Origin of the sequence: Acinetobacter nosocomialis NIPH 2119 (genome assembly GCF_000368085.1) — a bacterium.
Classification (GTDB): Bacteria; Pseudomonadota; Gammaproteobacteria; order Pseudomonadales; family Moraxellaceae; genus Acinetobacter; species Acinetobacter nosocomialis.
In genome coordinates this window covers 3173111-3191991 of record NZ_KB849239.1, presented here as the reverse complement: position 1 = coordinate 3191991, position 18881 = coordinate 3173111, and the positions used below count along the sequence as shown (strand labels likewise).

The window sequence follows — 18881 nt, the reverse complement described above, 5'->3', positions numbered from 1 at the left end:
TTAATTTACCAGAAAGTCAAAAAAAGCGCACATGAGCGATCTCAGTGCACTTTTTCATTTTTTACATTAAAAATTGTTTCTTAAGAAAATAAATATTGATAAACAATATACGCAGCCAGTTTTGCTGTTCGATTGTCCAAATCAAATTTTGGATTGCACTCAGCAATATCTAGAAGTTTGATTTTGCCAGTCTCTTGAATATGCTTAAAAATTGCTTCAAAAGTAGCTAAATCAATTCCTTTTACGGCTGGCGCACTGACCCCCGGTGCAACCGCAGCCGCGAAGACATCTAAATCAATCGTAACGTACAAACAGTCTACTTTTTCAATAAAAGCATCAACCGCTGCAAGCACATTTGGTAGGTTAAAAATATTAACCTCATGATCGCGTAAATATGAACAATTTAGCGCATCAGCAGTATCAAATAAAATTTTAGTATTAGCATGGTTGGCAACCCCAATACATAAATAATTAAATTGTTTTTGATGCTGTTCTGAAAGACGAGCTGCTTGTAAAAAAGGTGTTCCAGAGGTGGCATGCTCTGCTTCACGCAAATCAAAATGGGCATCAAAATTAATAATGCCGATTTTTTTATCTGGCGCGTTGGCTTGTACATATTGGAATAAACCGCTAAAGCTACCAAAAGCAACTTCATGTCCACCGCCCAATACAACAGGTTTTAAGCCGTGTTCTAGGCTATTTGCGACTTGTTCAGCTAATTCGCTTTGTGCTTGCTCTAAATTGCCGTATTCACAAGTCACCGTACCCAAATCGACAATACTGACTGGGCGATGAATCGGTAAGTTAGCAAGTTGCGTGCGGATTGCATCTGGTGCATCGGCAGCACCGACGCGGCCTTTGTTACGTTTCACGCCTTCATCAGAGCTAAAACCAATCAGGGCAAATTCGGCATGTTGGGTGGTGTTCACAATATGGTGAATACGTTGATGTGCTTCACCCTCGCCATCATGTCGGCCTTGCCATTTAAATGTGTGATTCATGTGACACCGTTTAAAAAATAACTTCTTGTCCATGCTGAACAACTCGCTTAGGCAAATCTCCGCCAAGCCAGTAAACAATTTCAGATGGATGCTCAATATCCCAAGCTACAAAGTCAGCGACTTTACCCTGCTCCAAACTGCCGTGTGTTTGCTCTAAACCGAGCGCTTGTGCAGCATGAATGGTGACACCCGCTAAAGCTTGCTCAGGTGTTAAACGGAATAACGTACTGCCCATATTCAGCATTAAACGTACAGAAAGTGCTGGAGATGTACCCGGATTTAAATCACTCGACAGCGCAATACGCACGCCATGCTTAATCAGACTTTCAATTGGTGGGTATTGTGTTTCACGCAATAAATAAAAGGCACCCGGCAATAACACAGCAACCGTACCCGACTCTGCCATTGCTTTGACATCATCTTCGGTCATGTACTCTAAATGGTCAGCCGACAAAGCATGATAACGTGCTGCTAAGCTTGAGCCACCGAGCGATGAAAGCTGTTCAGCATGAAGTTTAACGGGTAGCCCCAATGATTGTGCCGTTTTAAAAACACGTTCAACCTGAGCAGGTGAAAAGGCTAAATGCTCGCAGAATGCGTCTACAGCATCGACTAAACCTTCAGCATGTAGTTTAGGCAACATTTCTGTACAGATATGCTCGATATAAGCATCGCTTTGGTCTTTATACTCTGGCGGTAACGCATGGGCAGCCAAACAGGTACTTTTGACCGTCATCGGTAATTTTTCACCAATTTGACGGATTACACGCAGCATTTTGCGCTCGTTTTCGTAATTGAGTCCGTAGCCAGACTTAATTTCAATGGTGGTGACACCGTCTTGCTGCATACAGCGAATACGTTTCAGTGCTGAGTTTAAGAGTTGTTCTTCACTGGCTTCTCGGGTTGCACGAACAGTACTGGCAATACCACCACCGCTTGCAGCAATTTCAGCATAACTTACGCCTTGTAAGCGCTTTTCAAACTCAACACTACGGTTGCCACCAAATACGCTATGCGTATGACAGTCGATGAACCCTGGAGTTACCCAAGCACCATTTAAGTCAACTGTTTCGGAATAAGTGTCGGCAGGAAGTTGTTGTTGTTTTCCAATCCAGTGGATGAGATGCCCTTCTGTGACAATTGCAGCATCTTCGATATAAGAATATTGCCCATTTTGCATGGTCGCAATATGGCAGTTTTGCCAAAGTTTTTTCATTAGCCTATCCTCGAAACTGCCCAACAGTAAAACTATTGGGCAGTTGATTTGTTAGCTTTCCATTTCTATGTTTTGCTGGACAGGCTCACTTTCCTTTCCCAAGCTTTGCTCTGGTTTTACCCAAATACGATAAGCAATGGTTAAGAGAGCAAGCCAAGTGATTCCTACATAAATTGCAGGGCGCGAGTCTGGGAAGTAACCCATCATGACTAAAATGAACACCATAAAACCGATTGCAAAAGCAGGAGCATATGGCCAGCCGAATACAGGGAAATCTAGTGCCTTAATTTCAGCAGTAGATAATTTACGGCGCATCGCCACTTGCGAAAGCAAGATCATGAGCCATACCCAAACGGTTGCAAACGTTGCAATTGATGCGATGATGACAAATACATTTTCAGGAATCAGGTAGTTCAGCACCACACCAATTAACAGCACGCCAGCCATAACCACAACAGTCATCCAAGGCACGCCATTACGTGAAAGTTTCTTGAACACTTGCGGTGCCTGACCACGATTTGCCATACCGTACAACATACGGCCTGCACCAAATACATCACTATTAATTGCTGAAATTGCTGCTGTCACCACCACAATATTTAAAATATTTGCAGCAGATTTAATGCCTAAGTTTTCAAAAATTTGTACAAAGGGGCTGCCTTGGCTACCAATCTGGTTCCATGGAAAAATCGACATAAGTACAAAAATAGTGAGTACATAGAACAGTAAGATACGGACTGGAACGGCATTAATTGCTTTTGGTAGAGTAGTTTTCGGGTCTTGTGACTCACCTGCGGTTAAACCAATAATTTCGATCCCGCCAAAAGCGAATACCACTACAGATAAACATGCCACTAAACCTGCAATACCATGTGGCATGAAGCCATCATAAATCCATAGGTTTTGAAGCCCCGGTACAACATTGCTGTGGTCAACATGGAAACCGTAGAACATTAAACCCAAGCCACCTAAAATCATGGCAACAATGGCACTGACTTTAACAATAGAAAGCCAAAATTCGAGTTCACCAAAGACTTTTACATGAATAAGGTTAATTGCACCTAAGAACATGATGAGAGACAAAATCCAGATCCACCGCGGTACATCGGGATACCAGAACCCCATATAAATACCAAATGCAGTGACATCGGCAATTGCAACAATCACCATCTCAAAAACATAGGTCCAACCTGTGGTAAAACCCGCCAATGGACCAATGTACTGAGATGCATAGTGGCTGAATGAGCCAGAGACAGGGTTATGGACAGCCATCTCACCCAGTGCGCGCATAACGATATAAATTGCAATCCCTGCAACGATATACGCGAGTAATACTGAAGGCCCTGCCATTTTGATGGCAGTCGCCGAACCATAGAAAAGCCCAGTTCCAATTGCTGAGCCCAATGCCAAGAAACGAATATGGCGGGTGTTTAAACCCCGCTGTAGTGTGGAGTTTTGTGACATTATAATCTCCAATCCTTGAGGAAATTTAGTTGGATTCGGCCACTCCATGTGACCGTTTTATCAATCACACTTCAGATAAACTAGGGAGTAGTTTTGGAATGAGTAACTTGTTTAGGCAACCACTCGCAAGCAATTCACTAGCCTGTTCGATATCCGGAGCAAAGAAACGATCTTCGCTGTAGTAAGGAACTTGATCGCGCAAGATTTTACGAGCTTGTTCAAGTTTAGGCGAGCTTTTTAAACCTTCACGGAAGTCTAAACCCTGACAAGCGCCTAACCATTCAACAGCTAAAATGCCACGAACGTTGTCAGCCATGTACCAAAGACGCTTACCGGCATTCGGAGCCATCGATACGTGGTCTTCCTGATTGGCAGACGTTGGTAAACTATCAACACTTGCAGGATGTGCAAGTGCTTTATTATCGCTCGCAAGTGCAGCAGCTGTCACTTGTGCAATCATAAAGCCTGAGTTAACACCGCCATTTGCAACCAAGAATGGTGGGAGTTGTGACATGTGGCGGTCCATCATCATCGAAATACGACGTTCAGACAGTGAACCAATTTCAGCAATCGCCAATGCTAAATTATCTGCCGCCATTGCAACAGGCTCTGCATGGAAGTTACCACCAGAAATCACGTCACCTTGCTCAGCAAAAACAAGCGGGTTATCTGATACAGCATTTGCTTCAATTTCTAATACTTCAGCAGCCTGACGGATTTGGGTTAAACATGCACCCATGACCTGTGGCTGGCAACGTAAAGAGTATGGGTCTTGAACTTTGCTACAGTCTTCATGTGAATGTGCAATTTCACTTGAGTCAGTTAATAGGTCACGATAAGCCGCAGCTACATCAATTTGACCACGTTGCCCACGTACTTCGTGAATACGAGCATCGAATGGGGCACGTGAACCCAACATCGCTTCAACGCTTAAGCCACCACAAACCGTTGCAGCAGCAAACAAGTCTTCAGCTTCAAACAAGCCACGTAACGCATAAGCAGTTGACACTTGTGTACCGTTTAAAAGTGCCAAACCTTCTTTAGCAGCTAAAGAAATCGGCTCTAAACCTGCAACTTTTAAAGCTTCAACAGCTGGTAACCATTCACCCTTATAACGTGCCTTACCTTCGCCCAGTAAAACTAAAGACATGTGTGCAAGTGGTGCCAAGTCACCTGAAGCACCTACAGAACCTTTCAATGGAATGTGTGGATAAACTTCGGCATTAATTAAAGCCAACAAAGCATCAATTACTTTACGACGGATACCCGAGAAACCACGCGCCAAGCTATTTGCTTTTAACAGAATAATTAAACGAACCATTGCATCATCAAGTGCTTCACCTACACCTGCTGCATGTGACAGAACCAATGAACGTTGTAACTTTTCTAAATCTTCAGGAGCAATTTTGGTTGACGCGAGTAAGCCAAAGCCTGTGTTAATACCGTAAGCTGTACGCCCTTCATTTACAATTTTCTCAACGCAAGCCACACTTGCATCAATTGCAGATGAGGCATTTTCATCCAATTTAACTTTGATCGGGTTGAGGTACGCTTGACGTAAATCGGCTAAGGTCAGTTTTCCCGGTTGGATAAGTAATTCCATGTTGGCTTCCTAATTTTTTGCACTATATTCTGCTGAGACGGTGCTTTTCACAATTGCAAAAAGCACCGCTAGTTCTTCCATGTATTTTTATTGCGTGATCATTGGCAAGTGTAAGCCTTGCTCTTTGGCACAGTTAATCGCAATTTCATAACCTGCATCGGCATGACGCATAACACCTGTTGCAGGGTCATTGGTCAATACGCGAGCAATACGTGCAGCAGCTTCATCTGTACCATCACACACAATCACAACGCCTGAGTGTTGAGAGAAGCCCATACCTACACCACCACCGTGATGTAAAGACACCCAAGTTGCGCCGCCTGCTGTATTGAGCAACGCGTTTAATAAAGGCCAGTCTGATACTGCGTCTGAACCGTCTTGCATTGCTTCAGTTTCACGGTTAGGACTTGCAACCGAACCTGAGTCCAAGTGGTCACGACCAATCACAACTGGTGCAGACAATTCACCGCTACGAACCATTTCGTTAAATGCCAAACCAAGTTTTGCACGTAAGCCCAAACCTACCCAGCAAATACGCGCTGGTAAGCCTTGGAAGCTAATGCGTTCACGAGCCATGTCTAACCAGTGATGTAAATGTTCATCATCAGGAATTAACTCTTTAACTTTGGCATCTGTTTTATAAATGTCTTCTGGGTCACCAGAAAGCGCAGCCCAACGGAATGGACCAATACCACGGCAGAACAATGGACGGATGTAAGCAGGTACGAAGCCTGGGAAATCAAAAGCGTTTGCTACGCCTTCATCTTTCGCCATTTGACGGATGTTGTTGCCATAGTCAAATGTTGGAACACCCATTTTTTGGAAATCAAGCATGGCTTGTACATGCTTCGCCATCGACTGTTTTGCAGCTTTTACAACAGCTTCCGGTTCAGTTTTCGCACGTTCACGGTATTCATCCCAAGTCCAACCTACTGGTAAGTAGCCATTAAGTGGATCGTGTGCACTTGTTTGGTCAGTCACCATGTCTGGACGTACACCACGGCGAACAAGCTCAGGTAAAATTTCAGCAGCGTTACCATGAAGCGCAATTGAAATTGCTTTGCCTTCTTTTGTATAGCGGTCAATACGCGCTAAAGCGTCGTCTAAGTCAGTTGCTTGTTCGTCTACATAACGAGTACGTAAACGGAAATCGATACTTGCTTGTTGGCATTCAATGTTTAAAGAACATGCACCTGCAAGTGTTGCAGCTAGAGGCTGAGCACCACCCATACCACCTAAACCAGCAGTAAGAACCCAACGACCTTTTAAGTCACCGTTGTAGTGTTGGCGGCCTGCCTCAACGAAAGTTTCATATGTACCTTGTACAATGCCTTGGCTACCAATATAGATCCATGAACCTGCTGTCATTTGACCGTACATTGCAAGTGCTTTTGCGTCTAACTCGTTGAAGTGTTCCCAGTTTGCCCAGTGTGGTACAAGGTTTGAGTTTGCAATTAAAACGCGTGGTGCATCTTTATGAGTTTTAAATACACCTACTGGTTTGCCTGATTGAACTAATAAAGTTTCATCAGTTTCAAGATTTTTTAACGTATCTACAATTTTGTCGAAACATTCCCAGTTTCGTGCTGCACGACCAATACCACCGTATACAACTAACTCTTTCGGGTTTTCTGCAACGTCCGGATCAAGGTTATTCATCAACATACGTAATGGGGCTTCAGTTAACCAACTCTTAGCCGTTAATTCAGTGCCGCGTGGTGCACGAATTTCTACATCACGAAATTTTGTTGTCGTTGTTGTCACAGTCGGACTCCTTCCTTTGAGCTTACATCAGCAGAACATCACTTGTCTCTGCATTTGTATAGTAATGTATTAACTTGTATATACATCCATATACTACACAAATATTTTTCGGCGTGAAGAGGGTGACTCATATTTTTTTAATAAAATTGAATAAGCTTATGAATTAAATTAATTTATTTTTATATCTAGCATAAAAAAAGCACATATCCTCTAATAAGACATGTGCTTTTTAAGACGTCAATGATGTCTTTTTATCGTTGAATTAACTCAATGACATAGCAGCTTTTAAGTTGTTTTTTGGGAAAATTGATTGATGTGACACCAGATTTTTTTTCAATTTTTAGTGTCTCATGAGCAGCAATCTGAACGGAATGATCATCCACATTTACTTGTGTTTCACTACCCTGATTAAAAATGAAAATCAGATCTGCCGAACTTATAAATGCCTGCTCCGCTGCATCATTCAACCACTGAAAACGGGCATGAAACTTTGCAGGATTATAAATTAAATTTAAATCTCGAACTGCCCCATTTACAAGTTCACTTTGAACCTGACTCTCACCATGAAAAGCAAAAATATCGCCTTGGTTTAGCGTTTTGGCAGGAAGCTCATCGACATGCAGTACTATGCCCTGTCCATCGAGTACGCTAATAATGCGCTGCTTGTTGGGAAATAACGAAAATGGTCCGGAAGTGGTCACATCTGCCATCGAAATGCGCCAATCGAAATCGGCTTCACCTTGACTTCTGGCAATTTCTAAAGTGAAACCCGCACCGTTTTTCCAAAGCATTTTTGTATATTGATCGGCCCTGATCAATTCAATCATGGATTAAATTTCCCTTCGAGATAATAACGACTACCCGGATAAATCAGACGTGCACTTGAAATGAGCTGTTTGTTTGACCATGTACGGCGACGGATCAGTAAACACGGTTCAGCTTTAGTAATCTTCAACCATTTACACTCTTGAGCAGATGCTAAAACTGCCTCAACAATATGTTCACCTTCCGTCACTGGCGCTTTCGCCATGAGATAAGCATTCGGCGTAATGGTTTTAAAATCTTGTTCTAAATAATCTGGAATCAGCGCTGCATCGACTAAACGATCTTCGACCTGAACAGGTACATCATTTTCATAATGCACAATAATCGAGTGAAATAATCTTTGACCTTCGCGAGTTTGCATTAACACGCTTTGCTCTGCATTTGCATAAATTTGTTCTAAGACTAAAACTTCAGCGTGGTGCTTATGGTTTCGTGCAATAATCTCATCGGCGATATTATTAATTTGAAAAAGTGCAGTTCTGCCTTGCCCTTCAGCAACGAAAGAACCAACGCCCTGAATTCGAACGAGCAAACCCTCAGTCGTTAATTCACGTAGCGCACGGTTTACCGTCATACGGCTACAACCGAGTTGATTAACCAGTTCACTTTCCGAAGGAATTTTTTTATTTACAGCCCAAGTACCTTCATAAATCTTTTGTGAAATCAGCTGTTTTACGCGTTGATATAAAGGAACTGGACTATCAGCTTCAATCGAAAGCTCAGTATGTTCTTGTTTTGATGTTCTGGGCATAACAAATACTCAAAAAGGCAGCAGGCAAAAAGGTATTTTAGTTGACATGCTATGTATATACAACCACATACAACATGTTAATTTATGAATTAAATATATTTTAATAAGTCTAAAAAACAAACATAGTTCGGTAAAAGCTAATTTAAAGTTTTATGTAGAAAAATTCAAATATATAAATGCTTTATAAATATTTATTTAATAATTATTTCTGTTATGCCTTAGCTCAATTCAAAGAAGCAAAAATGTAGTCTTTTTTAGTTTACGAAATGATGCGTAAAATTTTTATTTAAAATAACTGATCAATAGTATTCTGCTGCCACACAGTATATTAATAAAGCTGGAAGCACATCGAATGCGTAATTATAAAATAGATATTCTTCGAGGAATGTCTATCCTTTTGGTTCTTTTACATCATTTTAATATTCCCTATAAACTCAAAGATACATGGTTAGGTTTTGATTTTTTAGGTGAAGCATTTAGCACAGTCATCGCAAGAAATGGAAATTATGGTGTCACCATGTTTTTTGTGATTTCGGGTTTTTTAATTACCCATCACACTTTGAAACGAGACAAACAATTTTCCGCAATTAACCTCAAGCATTTTTATATCCGACGGGCAGCGCGTATCTTGCCGTGTTTGGTATTACTCATTTTAGGGGTAAGCATACTTGGTTCATTTGACTTAAAACCCTTTATGAACCAAGCTCCGAATGGCATTGAGGTTTCCTATTCCTTAACCATATTTGCAGCTTTAACCTTCTGGATGAATATCCTGATTATTAAATTCGGTTGGGTAAACTACGCCTTGGGCGTGTTGTGGTCACTCTCTGTGGAAGAAGTTTTCTATTTTGTTTTTCCATTATTGTGCTTGCTTACGCGTAGTAATAAGGTCTTTGTTGCTGTACTGATTGGGGTAATTATTTACGGGCCTTATTTTAGGTCCCTGCATTTTGGAGAAGAAAGCGGGGCTTATTTATATCATTATTTTTCAAGTTTTGATGGCATAGCGGTGGGCTGTTTAACTGCCATTTTTTCTCATAAATATCAGCCAAATTGGCACTATAAAAAACTTCTTTCATGGCTAATTATTTTAAGTATGGCCGCTCTATATTTATATGCGCCAATTAAAGAAGTGAGTACTTGGGGTATTAGCCTATTTGCTTTTGCCACAGGCTTACTGATTTTGTGTTTTCAACATCCTTCCGAAATGCAAGCGCATAATCTATTGACCAAAGTGATGGTCTGGTTGGGGCAACGAAGTTACGAAACTTATCTGTTCCATCTGGTAGTACTAGGTCTTATGAAAGTTGCTTTTGTTCCGGCTCAAACCGACGCTAGCATCAAAATTATGCTTTTAATTGGCTATCTGATTCTGACCTTTATTATCAGCGCAGCGATTGAAAAATATTATTCGACACCGCTTAACAGCTACATTCGAAAGATTTTCATTAAAGATAAATCATAAAAATAAGCCCCTTTAAAATAGGGGCTTTATTTTATTAAGCAATCAACATGGTTTCATCATCTTGCTTAAAAGGGTTCGACCAGTTCTGCCAAGCTTGTGGTCCTAAAGCCATTTCTTCATCACTTAATAAACAACCATCTAAGCGTTCTATTAAAGCTTGCTCATCCATTTGCATACCAATTAAAACCAATTCCTGACGCGCATCACCTGTGCGAGCGTCCCAGTTTTTCTTAATTTGTTCAATACTGGCGAGGTCACTCGGCCAGTCTTCTTCCGCAACCGCTGCCCACCAATAACCTGCTAAACCGTGTCGAGCCATTGCACCCGCTTGTGACCATGAATAAGCCAAGGTAGGGTCAGCAGCCAACCAGAAAAAGCCTTTTGAACGCACGACTCCCGGCCATTCAGCCTGCACCAAATCATAAAAACGCTCTGGATGGAAAGGTCGACGCGCACGATAAACAAAGCTACTGATTCCGTACTCTTCAGTTTCAGGTGTATGCTCGCCGCGTAACTCTTTTAACCAGCCCGGTGCTTGCGCGGCTTCATCAAAATCAAATAGCTGTGTATTTAAGATTTTATCTAAGGCAATTTTTCCAAATTGAGCAATTTCAATTCGAGCACGCGGGTTTAGAGTTTTTAAAATGGCGATAAGCTGGTCTTGCTGCGCCTGATCAATCAAATCAACTTTATTCAGCACAATCACATCACAAAACTCAATCTGGTCGATAAGAAGGTCAACCACAGTTCTCTCATCTTGCTCGCCTAATGACTCACCACGTTGTTGCAGTGAATCAACTGAACTGTAATCTTTAAGAAAGTTAAAAGCATCGACTACCGTGACCATAGTGTCGAGTCGAGCAAACTCATTGAGAGAGTTTCCATCTTCATCTTCAAAGGTAAAAGTTTCTGCTACTGGTAATGGTTCTGAAATACCCGTTGACTCAATCACCAATTGGTCAAAGCGCCCTTCATCGGCTAAGCGTCTCACCTCAACCAGTAAATCTTCTCGTAGCGTGCAACAGATACAACCGTTACTCATTTCAACCAGTTTTTCATCTGTTCTTGAAAGCTCTGCCCCACCTTCACGTACTAATGCTGCATCAATATTTACCTCAGACATATCATTAACAATCACGGCAATACGGCGGCCTTCACGATTATTTAAAATATGGTTGAGTAATGTGGTCTTTCCTGCACCCAAAAAGCCAGATAAAACGGTAACAGGAAGCTTGGCAAATGAGTTGGCGATTGCAGTGTGCATGGCTTGATCTCTTTGAATAATATTTAAACTGATCATGGCTGGCCAATTAAATATGGCCAGATCACAGGCGTAACCTATTTCTAAACCCTATTAATGTTATGTTATAACATAACAATTGATCAAGTTTTTATTCCAGTTTTATCTAAGCCAATTTACTTAGTCTTTGAAAAAATTGCTTTTATAGTCACTGACAAATCGAGGTTCTATAGTGATGGTCAGGTCCCCATGAACGGAATCCTTGGCTATCAATATGAATTTGTCCCGAGGCATAAACACCAAGACCCATGTTAAGTGCTTGTCCTTTGGTTTCCCAGAACTGACAAAGTTTAGTTTTGGTTTGTTGAATATTGAACTGGTCTAAGTCGCTAGGCTGTTCTGGTCCAATTCGAAAATCAAGCGCTGCATTAAAGACATGTCGGGAAGCATCCGCCCCACCTGCACAGCGGTTTAAAGATAAAGCTCGGTAGGCCGATGTCACTTCAAAATCGTTAATTACACCATCGTCAACCAATGCTTTTAAGATACTGAGCGTTGGTACAATATTGGACCAAATCTCGCGTGGTGGCACGGCATAAGGCTCCACTCCACATTTTTGCCAGTCACGAGCTGAACGCAATAACTCATAATCTGGAACTAAATTGGCAAGCCCTTTTTGCTTAAGAAATTGCTTATAAGCTTGTACAGACTGCGCATGATCTGCGGTTGCAATCCAGGCAATATAATCTTCGGGTTGTTGTTTTATTCTTACTACCGTTTTAGATGGTTGAGGCAAAGAGTGAGGATGTTTAGAAACGGTTGGCTTAGGTGTTTGAGTGGTACACGCAGTCAGAGAAAGTAAGATTAAACCTAAATAGGAATATTTCATAAATATGTTGTTCCTCCCTCAACATCGGGAAGCCTTAGTTATTCATTCAACAGATGTTATAATATAACAATTATAAAGTCCTTTAATTTCTGTTGTAAATTTTAAAAATAAAAAAGGACGTATGCGATACGTCCCTTTTCGTTCCTAATTAAGGTCTAATTACACATCTGCTTCTAAAGCATGTACAGGCTGCTCAGCTTTTAACTTACGGCGTTTAAACTGATAAGCCACCATCAAACACAAAATCCATCCCGGAATCATCATAACCGCCACACGCATATCTGGTGTTAGCGACATGACAACTAAAATTCCAAGCATAAACGCCATGCAAAGGTAGTTGCTAAATGGATACATAAAGCTTGGGAATTTAGTGGTTTGACCTTGGCGCGTCATGAATTTACGGAATTTTAAATGTGTCCATGAAATTACGACCCAGTTAATCACAATCGCTGCTACAACAAGCATCATGAGTAAGCCAAACGCTTTTTCTGGGAAAATGTAATTTAACAATACACATAAAATAGTGACTGCCGCAGAAAGGATCACTGCATTGGTTGGAATACCGCGTTTATTAATACGAGCAAATACTTTTGGTGCATTTCCTTGCTGAGCAAGGCCGAGCAACATACGGCTACTGCAATAACTTGTGCCGTTATAGACCGAAACCGCAGCAGTCAAAATCACGAAGTTGAGTAAAGTTGCAACACCTTGGCTGTCTAAAGAAGCAAACACCATTACAAAAGGACTGCCACCTTGTGCCATTTGATTCCAAGGAAATAATGAGAATAAAACAAGAAGCGTCGCAATATAGAAAATCAAAATACGATAGATAATCTGGTTTACCGCTTTAGGTAAAGTTTTATCTGGGTCTCGTGCTTCTGCCGCAGTAATACCAAAAAGCTCGATACCACCAAAAGCAAAAATAATGACCGCCATTGCCATGACCAAACCTTTAATGCCAAATGGGAAGAAGCCACCCAATGCCCAAAGGTTTGAAATACTGGCCTGTGGCCCTGCTGTACCGGTTGCAAGTAAATACGAGCCGAAACCGATCATGGCTAAAATAGCTAAGATTTTGACAATGGAAAACCAAAACTCCATTTCGCCAAAAAACTTAACATGCAGCAAATTAATACCATTAATGAGAATAAAGAACGTTAGAGCGGATGCCCACGTTGGGATTTGCGGCCACCAATATTGAATATAAAGACCAATTGCACTTAACTCTGCCATACATACCAGTACGTTGAGTACCCAGTAGTTCCATCCTGACATGAAGCCTGCAAAAGGTCCCCAATATTTATAAGCAAAATGACTAAAAGAACCACTTACTGGCTCTTCGACCACCATTTCACCGAGCTGGCGCATCATTAAAAAAGCAATAAATCCGGCAATCGCATAACCCAAGATTACCGATGGACCTGCCAATTTAATCGATTGTGATATACCAAGAAACAGCCCTGTACCAATCGCTCCACCCAATGCAATCAGCTGGATGTGACGATTACTCAAACCGTGTTTCAGGTTTCCTTGCTCTTGTGTTGACATATGATTATTCTCATCCTTGTCACGTAATTTTTTTCCAATAAATTACGTATATCATAAATTGATCAGATTTTCATAGGGATTGATGAAAAAATAATTGCGTTACTTTTCTCACAACCGCGCATGAAAACAGAAAATGCAAGAAATAACAATTATTATGCAATGTGTAATCAAATTATGTATTGCGTAATTTTATGAATTCAGTATTATAAGAACCATGAAGTAATTGGTTGTTCTCGGTCTCTATCAAACTCATAAGTAAAAAATGACCTGAATAAAGGTTAAAACTTACTGAGTAGCTCAGTCCCTAGACCGAACTTTTATTTGTATAAGACGCGAGATGAAGACAAGGAAGCGAAAATGGAACAAAAACTAAACTCTTTTATTGAAGTTTCACCTCAATCTGATTTCACTATTCATAATTTGCCTTATGGTATTTTTAGTAGAACAGCCGAAGGCGAGCGTCAGGTCGGTGTAGCTATCGGTGACTGGGTAATTGATCTCGCTGCTCTTGAAAAGCATGGTCTTTTAAAACTTTCAGATCAAGACACATACTTTAATCAATCTACACTCAATAAATTTATTGAATCTGGCAAAGCCAACTGGTCTAAAGTTCGTAAAACGCTACAGTCTCTTCTTTCAGTTGAAAACTCAACGCTTCAAGAAAATGAAGCATTACGTCAGGAAGTTTTAGTTAAGCAAGACAGCGTGACTTTACATTTGCCTGTCCAAGTTCCTGGCTATACCGATTTTTATTCTTCTAAAGAACATGCAACTAATGTGGGCTGTATGTTCCGTGACCCTAAAAATGCTTTGCTTCCAAACTGGAGCGAGTTGCCTGTTGGTTATAACGGCCGTGCTAGCTCTGTTGTGGTCAGCGGAACTCACGTCGTACGCCCTTCTGGTCAGATTAAGCTTCCAAATGAAGAACGTCCGGTTTTCTCAGCAACTCGCAAACTCGATTTTGAACTTGAGACTGCATTTATTGTGGGCAAACCAACCCAATTAGGCCAGCCAATCGCAATTGAAGATGCATGGGATCATATTTTTGGCATGGTTCTGCTAAATGACTGGTCAGCACGCGATATCCAGCAATGGGAATATGTTCCACTTGGACCTTTCAACGCTAAAACATTTGCAAGCTCGATTTCACCTTGGGTGGTTACACTTGAAGCACTTGAGCCATTTAAAGTTGAAGGACCAAAACAAGAACCGAAGCCTCTCGCTTACTTACAAGAAAATATAGCGAATAGTTACGACATTAATTTGAGTGTTGAAATTCAAAGCCCAAATTCAGCACAAACTGATGTGATCTGTAAAACCAATTTCAAATATATGTATTGGTCTATGGCTCAGCAGCTGACTCACCACACGATTGCTGGTTGTAACGTTCAGGTCGGCGATTTAATGGGTTCAGGTACTATTTCAGGTTCTACACCTGACTCTTATGGTAGCTTGCTTGAGCTGACGTGGAACACCACCAAACCGTTAACACTTGCGAATGGTGAAACTCGTGGTTTCTTACAAGATGGGGATACGCTCATTATGAAAGGACACTGTGAGAAAAATGGTATTCGCGTTGGCTTTGGTGAAGTTCGAAATACGGTACTTCCTGCATTAAATTTCGATTTTGCAGAAACTTCGGAGCCAGACTATGAAGCTGTATAGTTACTTTCGTAGCTCTGCAGCTTACAGAGTACGGATTGGCCTCAACCTTAAAAATCTCGCTTATGAAACTGCACCAGTTCATTTGGTTAAAAACGAGCAGCAAAGTGAAGACTATTTAAAGTTAAATCGCAGTGCTTTAGTGCCAACTTTAGTAGATGGCGATTTAACTTTGTCACAGTCATTAAGTATTTTGGAATATCTAGATGAACAATATCCGGAAACCAAATTACTCCCAAATGATGTGAAAGAGAGAGCTAAAATCCGTGCTTTTGCACAGGCAATCGCTTGTGATATTCATCCGTTAAATAACTTACGTGTGCTGAAATATTTAAAAAATGACTTAAATGTTTCGGATGAACAAAAAAATTACTGGTATCAGCACTGGATTCTTGAAGGTTTTCAAACGCTCGAACAGCAACTTCAAGATTCAAATGGACAATTTTGCTTTGGACATGAAGCAACGATTGCCGACTGCTGCCTCATTCCACAGGTCTATAACGCGAAACGCTTCAAGATAGATTTGTCTGCGTTTCCAAAAATTGAATCAATTTATCAACATTGTTTGTCTATCCCAGCCTTCTATAAAGCGGCGCCAGAACAACAACCAGATTGGGAATAGTAAAAGGAGTTTCAACATGACATTTGCCATTAAAAAAATACATCACGTTGCATATCGCTGTAAGGATGCGAAAGAAACTGTTGAGTGGTATAAAAAAATGCTCAACATGGACTTTATCTTAGCTTTTGCTGAAGACCATGTACCTTCAACGAAAGCCTTCGACCCTTATATGCATTTATTCCTAGATGCTGGTCAGGGCAACGTTTTGGCATTTTTTGAATTACCAACCCAACCAGAAATGGGCCGAGATGAAAACACGCCTCAATGGGTACAACATATTGCCTTTGAAGTTGAAGATTTAAATGCCCTTTTAGCTGCCAAAAAACATTTGGAAGACAACGGCGTTAAAGTGCTAGGTATTACCAACCATGGTATCTTCCATTCAATTTATTTCTTTGACCCAAATGGCCATCGTTTAGAACTGACTTATAACGATGTACATGCTGAAGAGAAAATTGCAAAAATTACTGAAGAAATGAAAACTGAAATGTTAGATGAATGGAGCAAAACCAAACGTGCGCCACACCATACTCATTTCTTGCATGAAGAAGAATTAGGCGCATAATTCTTTCAAAGCAATCGTTTTAAAAGTCGGCATTGGTGGGAATAGTTTGAATGAACTGTTCTATATCAATGCCGATTTATATTGTTTAAATCTACTAAACTTCTATCAATTTACGCTATAAATGAAAGATGAAGTTGTTTGTAAGAATTGTTGATTATTAAACATGTGAATTTCGCTAATAGAAAAAGGTGATTTCTATTTTTCTATAGGCTCAGGCATGATGTAAATCGCATCAATTCCAATTTATGTTTATACGTAACTGTTTAACTGCTGAAGTAAATCAATTAAGGGTATTTAAATGATTGAAGAAAAAATATCTGGGGGGGTTCAATCACTTGAAGTTGGCTTATCCGTACTAAATGCCCTTTTAGAGCACAATCAACCGATTATTCTCAAAGACTTATCGAGTAAGCTTGAGATGCATCCTGCCAAAGTACACCGTTACTTGGTGAGCCTAATTCGCATGGATTACGCCAAACAGCTTGAAGATGGCCAATATGCCTTAGGTGATCAAGCATGGCGTTTAGGCTTAAACTGCATTCAGCACAGTGACACTTTACAGTTGGTACAACATCTAATTTACGACCTACAAAGCAAAATTGGCTGTGGCATTCAAATTAGTAAGTGGTCGCCAAAAGGCCCTGTGGTGGTTCAATCTATTGAATCTAATCACCCTATTTCGATTGTGACCAAAGTCGGTTCAATTATGCCTTTAGTCAATTCTGCTGCAGGACGTTTATTTGCTTCTTACCTTCCGGAGCATTTTATTCGTCCATTGCTAGAAACTGAATGGCAAAAACATCAAGAACTTGGGCTAAACATTGCACCACATAATTGGGAAGAGTTTTTAGAACTTAAAGAGACGATTCGCCAGCAACAAATGTCTGCGGCTAAAGGTGATTTACTTACGGGTATTAACGCTGTAGGTCTGCCGGTATTTAACTCAAACCAAGGGATTGAGTTTTGTATTGTGGCGCTTGATAGCGAAATGTTTTTACCCGTTGACCCACAAAGTAAAATTATTGAAACACTTAAAAATGAGATTAATTCGATTAATCAATACATTAAAAGCCGCTAAATCAATAGCTATAAAAAAACCAAGAGCATTGCTCTTGGTTTTTTTAGATTAGAGACAAAGCAAAACTTATTTTGCTTCGAGAACACCACGGCGAATTTGGTCACGTTCAATCGATTCAAACAATGCCTTGAAGTTACCTTCACCAAAACCATCGTCATCTTTACGTTGAATAAATTCGAAGAAAACTGGCCCAATCATATTTTGAGAGAAGATTTGCAATAAAAGCTTCTTCTGACCATCTTTAGTATTACCATCAAGCAAAATACCGCGCTGTTTTAATTCATCAGTCGGTTCGCCATGCTCAGGTAAGCGATCTTCCAACATTTCATAATACGTGTTTGGCGGTGGAGTCATAAATTGCAGACCCAAGCCTTTTAACTTATCCCAAGTCGAAATTAAGTCATCACAAATAAATGCAATATGCTGAATACCTTCGCCATTAAAATCAGCTAAGAATTCTGCAATTTGGCCGTTACCTTTGTCTGAATCTTCATTTAAAGGAATACGGATCATGCCATCTGGAGCAGTTAATGCTTTAGATGTTAAACCTGTATATTCACCTTTAATGTCGAAGTAACGAATTTCTTGGAAGTTAAAAATCTTCTCGTAGAAGTTCGCCCAGTACTCCATACGGCCTTTGTAGACGTTATGAGTTAAGTGGTCAATTTCTTTTAAGCCCGCACCTTCAGGGTTACGCTGGGTATCATCAAAGAAAATAAAGTCATTTTCATAAATGTCGCGGTCAACTAAGAAGATTGGCATGCCACCAATACCTTTAATTGCCGGAATGTTAAGCTCCATTGGCCCAACATTCGAATACATTGGTTCTGCACCAAGTTCAACAGCCTTTTTAAAAGCTTTTGCCGCATCACGAGTTTTGAATCCCATTGCGCAAGCAGATGGACCATGCTCATTAAAAAAGAATGAAGCATAAGATTCTGGCTGATAATTCAGGATAATATTGATATTTCCTTGACGCCATAAGTACGCTTTTTTCGATTTATGCTTGGCTACTTTTGAAAAGCCGATTGTTTCAAAAATTGGATCTAATTCATTTTCTTTTGAAACAAACTCAATAAATGCAAAACCGCATAATTCTAATGGGTTCTCTAAAATATCCATCTAGTTTCCCTCTGGTAATTACCTGATCCGTTTACTTCTCATGCTGATCTGGTCAGCTCCTTTCTC

The 18881-nt window shown here is 40.6% G+C and carries 16 protein-coding genes; 5 read left to right on the top strand and 11 right to left on the bottom strand.

What is annotated here, in order from left to right; genetic code table 11:
* Window positions 1–80: 80 nt before the first annotated feature.
* The 7 genes from hutG to hutC form a co-directional block, all read right to left on the bottom strand.
* A complete protein-coding gene (gene hutG, locus F984_RS18740; protein ID WP_025469364.1) occupies window positions 81–1001 on the bottom strand; it encodes a formimidoylglutamase in 921 nt (306 codons plus the stop codon).
* 10 nt (window positions 1002–1011) lie between these two features.
* Window positions 1012–2217 (bottom strand): imidazolonepropionase, encoded by a 1206-nt coding sequence (hutI, locus tag F984_RS18735; protein ID WP_004711377.1) that lies wholly within the window; start codon window positions 2215–2217, stop codon window positions 1012–1014.
* A 51-nt stretch (window positions 2218–2268) separates the two neighbouring features.
* A complete protein-coding gene (locus tag F984_RS18730) occupies window positions 2269–3681 on the bottom strand; it encodes an amino acid permease (RefSeq protein WP_004711375.1) in 1413 nt (470 codons plus the stop codon).
* Window positions 3682–3745: 64 nt separating this feature from the next.
* Entirely contained in the window at window positions 3746–5284 is a 1539-nt protein-coding gene (gene hutH / locus F984_RS18725; RefSeq protein ID WP_004711374.1) for a histidine ammonia-lyase, read from the bottom strand.
* A gap of 87 nt (window positions 5285–5371) precedes the next feature.
* Window positions 5372–7048: a urocanate hydratase gene (hutU, locus tag F984_RS18720; protein ID WP_002054061.1), complete on the bottom strand. Its 1677-nt coding sequence runs from the start codon at window positions 7046–7048 to the stop codon at window positions 5372–5374.
* A 251-nt stretch (window positions 7049–7299) separates the two neighbouring features.
* Window positions 7300–7875: a HutD/Ves family protein gene (locus tag F984_RS18715; RefSeq protein WP_004711372.1), complete on the bottom strand. Its 576-nt coding sequence runs from the start codon at window positions 7873–7875 to the stop codon at window positions 7300–7302.
* A complete protein-coding gene (gene hutC / locus F984_RS18710) occupies window positions 7872–8624 on the bottom strand; it encodes a histidine utilization repressor (RefSeq protein WP_002132315.1) in 753 nt (250 codons plus the stop codon). Before hutC ends, F984_RS18715 begins: the two co-directional genes overlap by 4 nt.
* A 352-nt stretch (window positions 8625–8976) precedes the next feature.
* On the opposite strand from hutC, the gene F984_RS18705 reads away from it, so the two are divergent.
* Window positions 8977–10089 carry an acyltransferase family protein gene (locus F984_RS18705; RefSeq protein ID WP_004711369.1) on the top strand — a complete coding sequence of 371 codons (1113 nt, stop codon included), beginning with the start codon at window positions 8977–8979 and terminating at the stop codon, window positions 10087–10089.
* Window positions 10090–10123: 34 nt separating this feature from the next.
* Here the strand turns inward: F984_RS18705 and zigA are convergent, their stop codons facing one another.
* From zigA to F984_RS18690, 3 genes are all read right to left on the bottom strand, one after another.
* Window positions 10124–11389: a zinc metallochaperone GTPase ZigA gene (zigA, locus tag F984_RS18700; RefSeq protein WP_004711367.1), complete on the bottom strand. Its 1266-nt coding sequence runs from the start codon at window positions 11387–11389 to the stop codon at window positions 10124–10126.
* Between the two features lie 148 nt (window positions 11390–11537).
* Window positions 11538–12218 (bottom strand): D-Ala-D-Ala carboxypeptidase ZrlA, encoded by a 681-nt coding sequence (gene zrlA, locus F984_RS18695; protein WP_004711365.1) that lies wholly within the window; start codon window positions 12216–12218, stop codon window positions 11538–11540.
* A gap of 159 nt (window positions 12219–12377) precedes the next feature.
* Window positions 12378–13766 carry an amino acid permease gene (locus F984_RS18690; protein WP_002053770.1) on the bottom strand — a complete coding sequence of 463 codons (1389 nt, stop codon included), beginning with the start codon at window positions 13764–13766 and terminating at the stop codon, window positions 12378–12380.
* A gap of 357 nt (window positions 13767–14123) precedes the next feature.
* Here F984_RS18690 and fahA point away from each other — a divergent pair, with 357 nt between their 5' ends.
* The 4 genes from fahA to F984_RS18670 all read left to right on the top strand — a co-directional run bounded on the left by fahA (window position 14124) and on the right by F984_RS18670 (window position 17693).
* Window positions 14124–15431 carry a fumarylacetoacetase gene (gene fahA, locus F984_RS18685; RefSeq protein WP_004711362.1) on the top strand — a complete coding sequence of 436 codons (1308 nt, stop codon included), beginning with the start codon at window positions 14124–14126 and terminating at the stop codon, window positions 15429–15431.
* Window positions 15418–16050 carry a maleylacetoacetate isomerase gene (maiA, locus tag F984_RS18680; RefSeq protein ID WP_004711361.1) on the top strand — a complete coding sequence of 211 codons (633 nt, stop codon included), beginning with the start codon at window positions 15418–15420 and terminating at the stop codon, window positions 16048–16050. The genes fahA and maiA overlap by 14 nt, the downstream gene beginning before the upstream one ends.
* Window positions 16051–16066: 16 nt before the next feature.
* The gene (locus F984_RS18675) at window positions 16067–16615 is read left to right on the top strand and encodes a VOC family protein (protein WP_004711359.1); all 549 of its coding nucleotides are present in this window, start codon (window positions 16067–16069) and stop codon (window positions 16613–16615) included.
* Window positions 16616–16913: 298 nt separating this feature from the next.
* On the top strand, window positions 16914–17693 hold the full coding sequence (locus F984_RS18670; RefSeq protein WP_004711357.1) for an IclR family transcriptional regulator: 780 nt from the start codon (window positions 16914–16916) through the stop codon (window positions 17691–17693).
* Window positions 17694–17759: 66 nt separating this feature from the next.
* Here the strand turns inward: F984_RS18670 and hppD are convergent, their stop codons facing one another.
* Window positions 17760–18815 carry a 4-hydroxyphenylpyruvate dioxygenase gene (gene hppD / locus F984_RS18665; protein WP_002053927.1) on the bottom strand — a complete coding sequence of 352 codons (1056 nt, stop codon included), beginning with the start codon at window positions 18813–18815 and terminating at the stop codon, window positions 17760–17762.
* Window positions 18816–18881 lie beyond the last annotated feature (66 nt).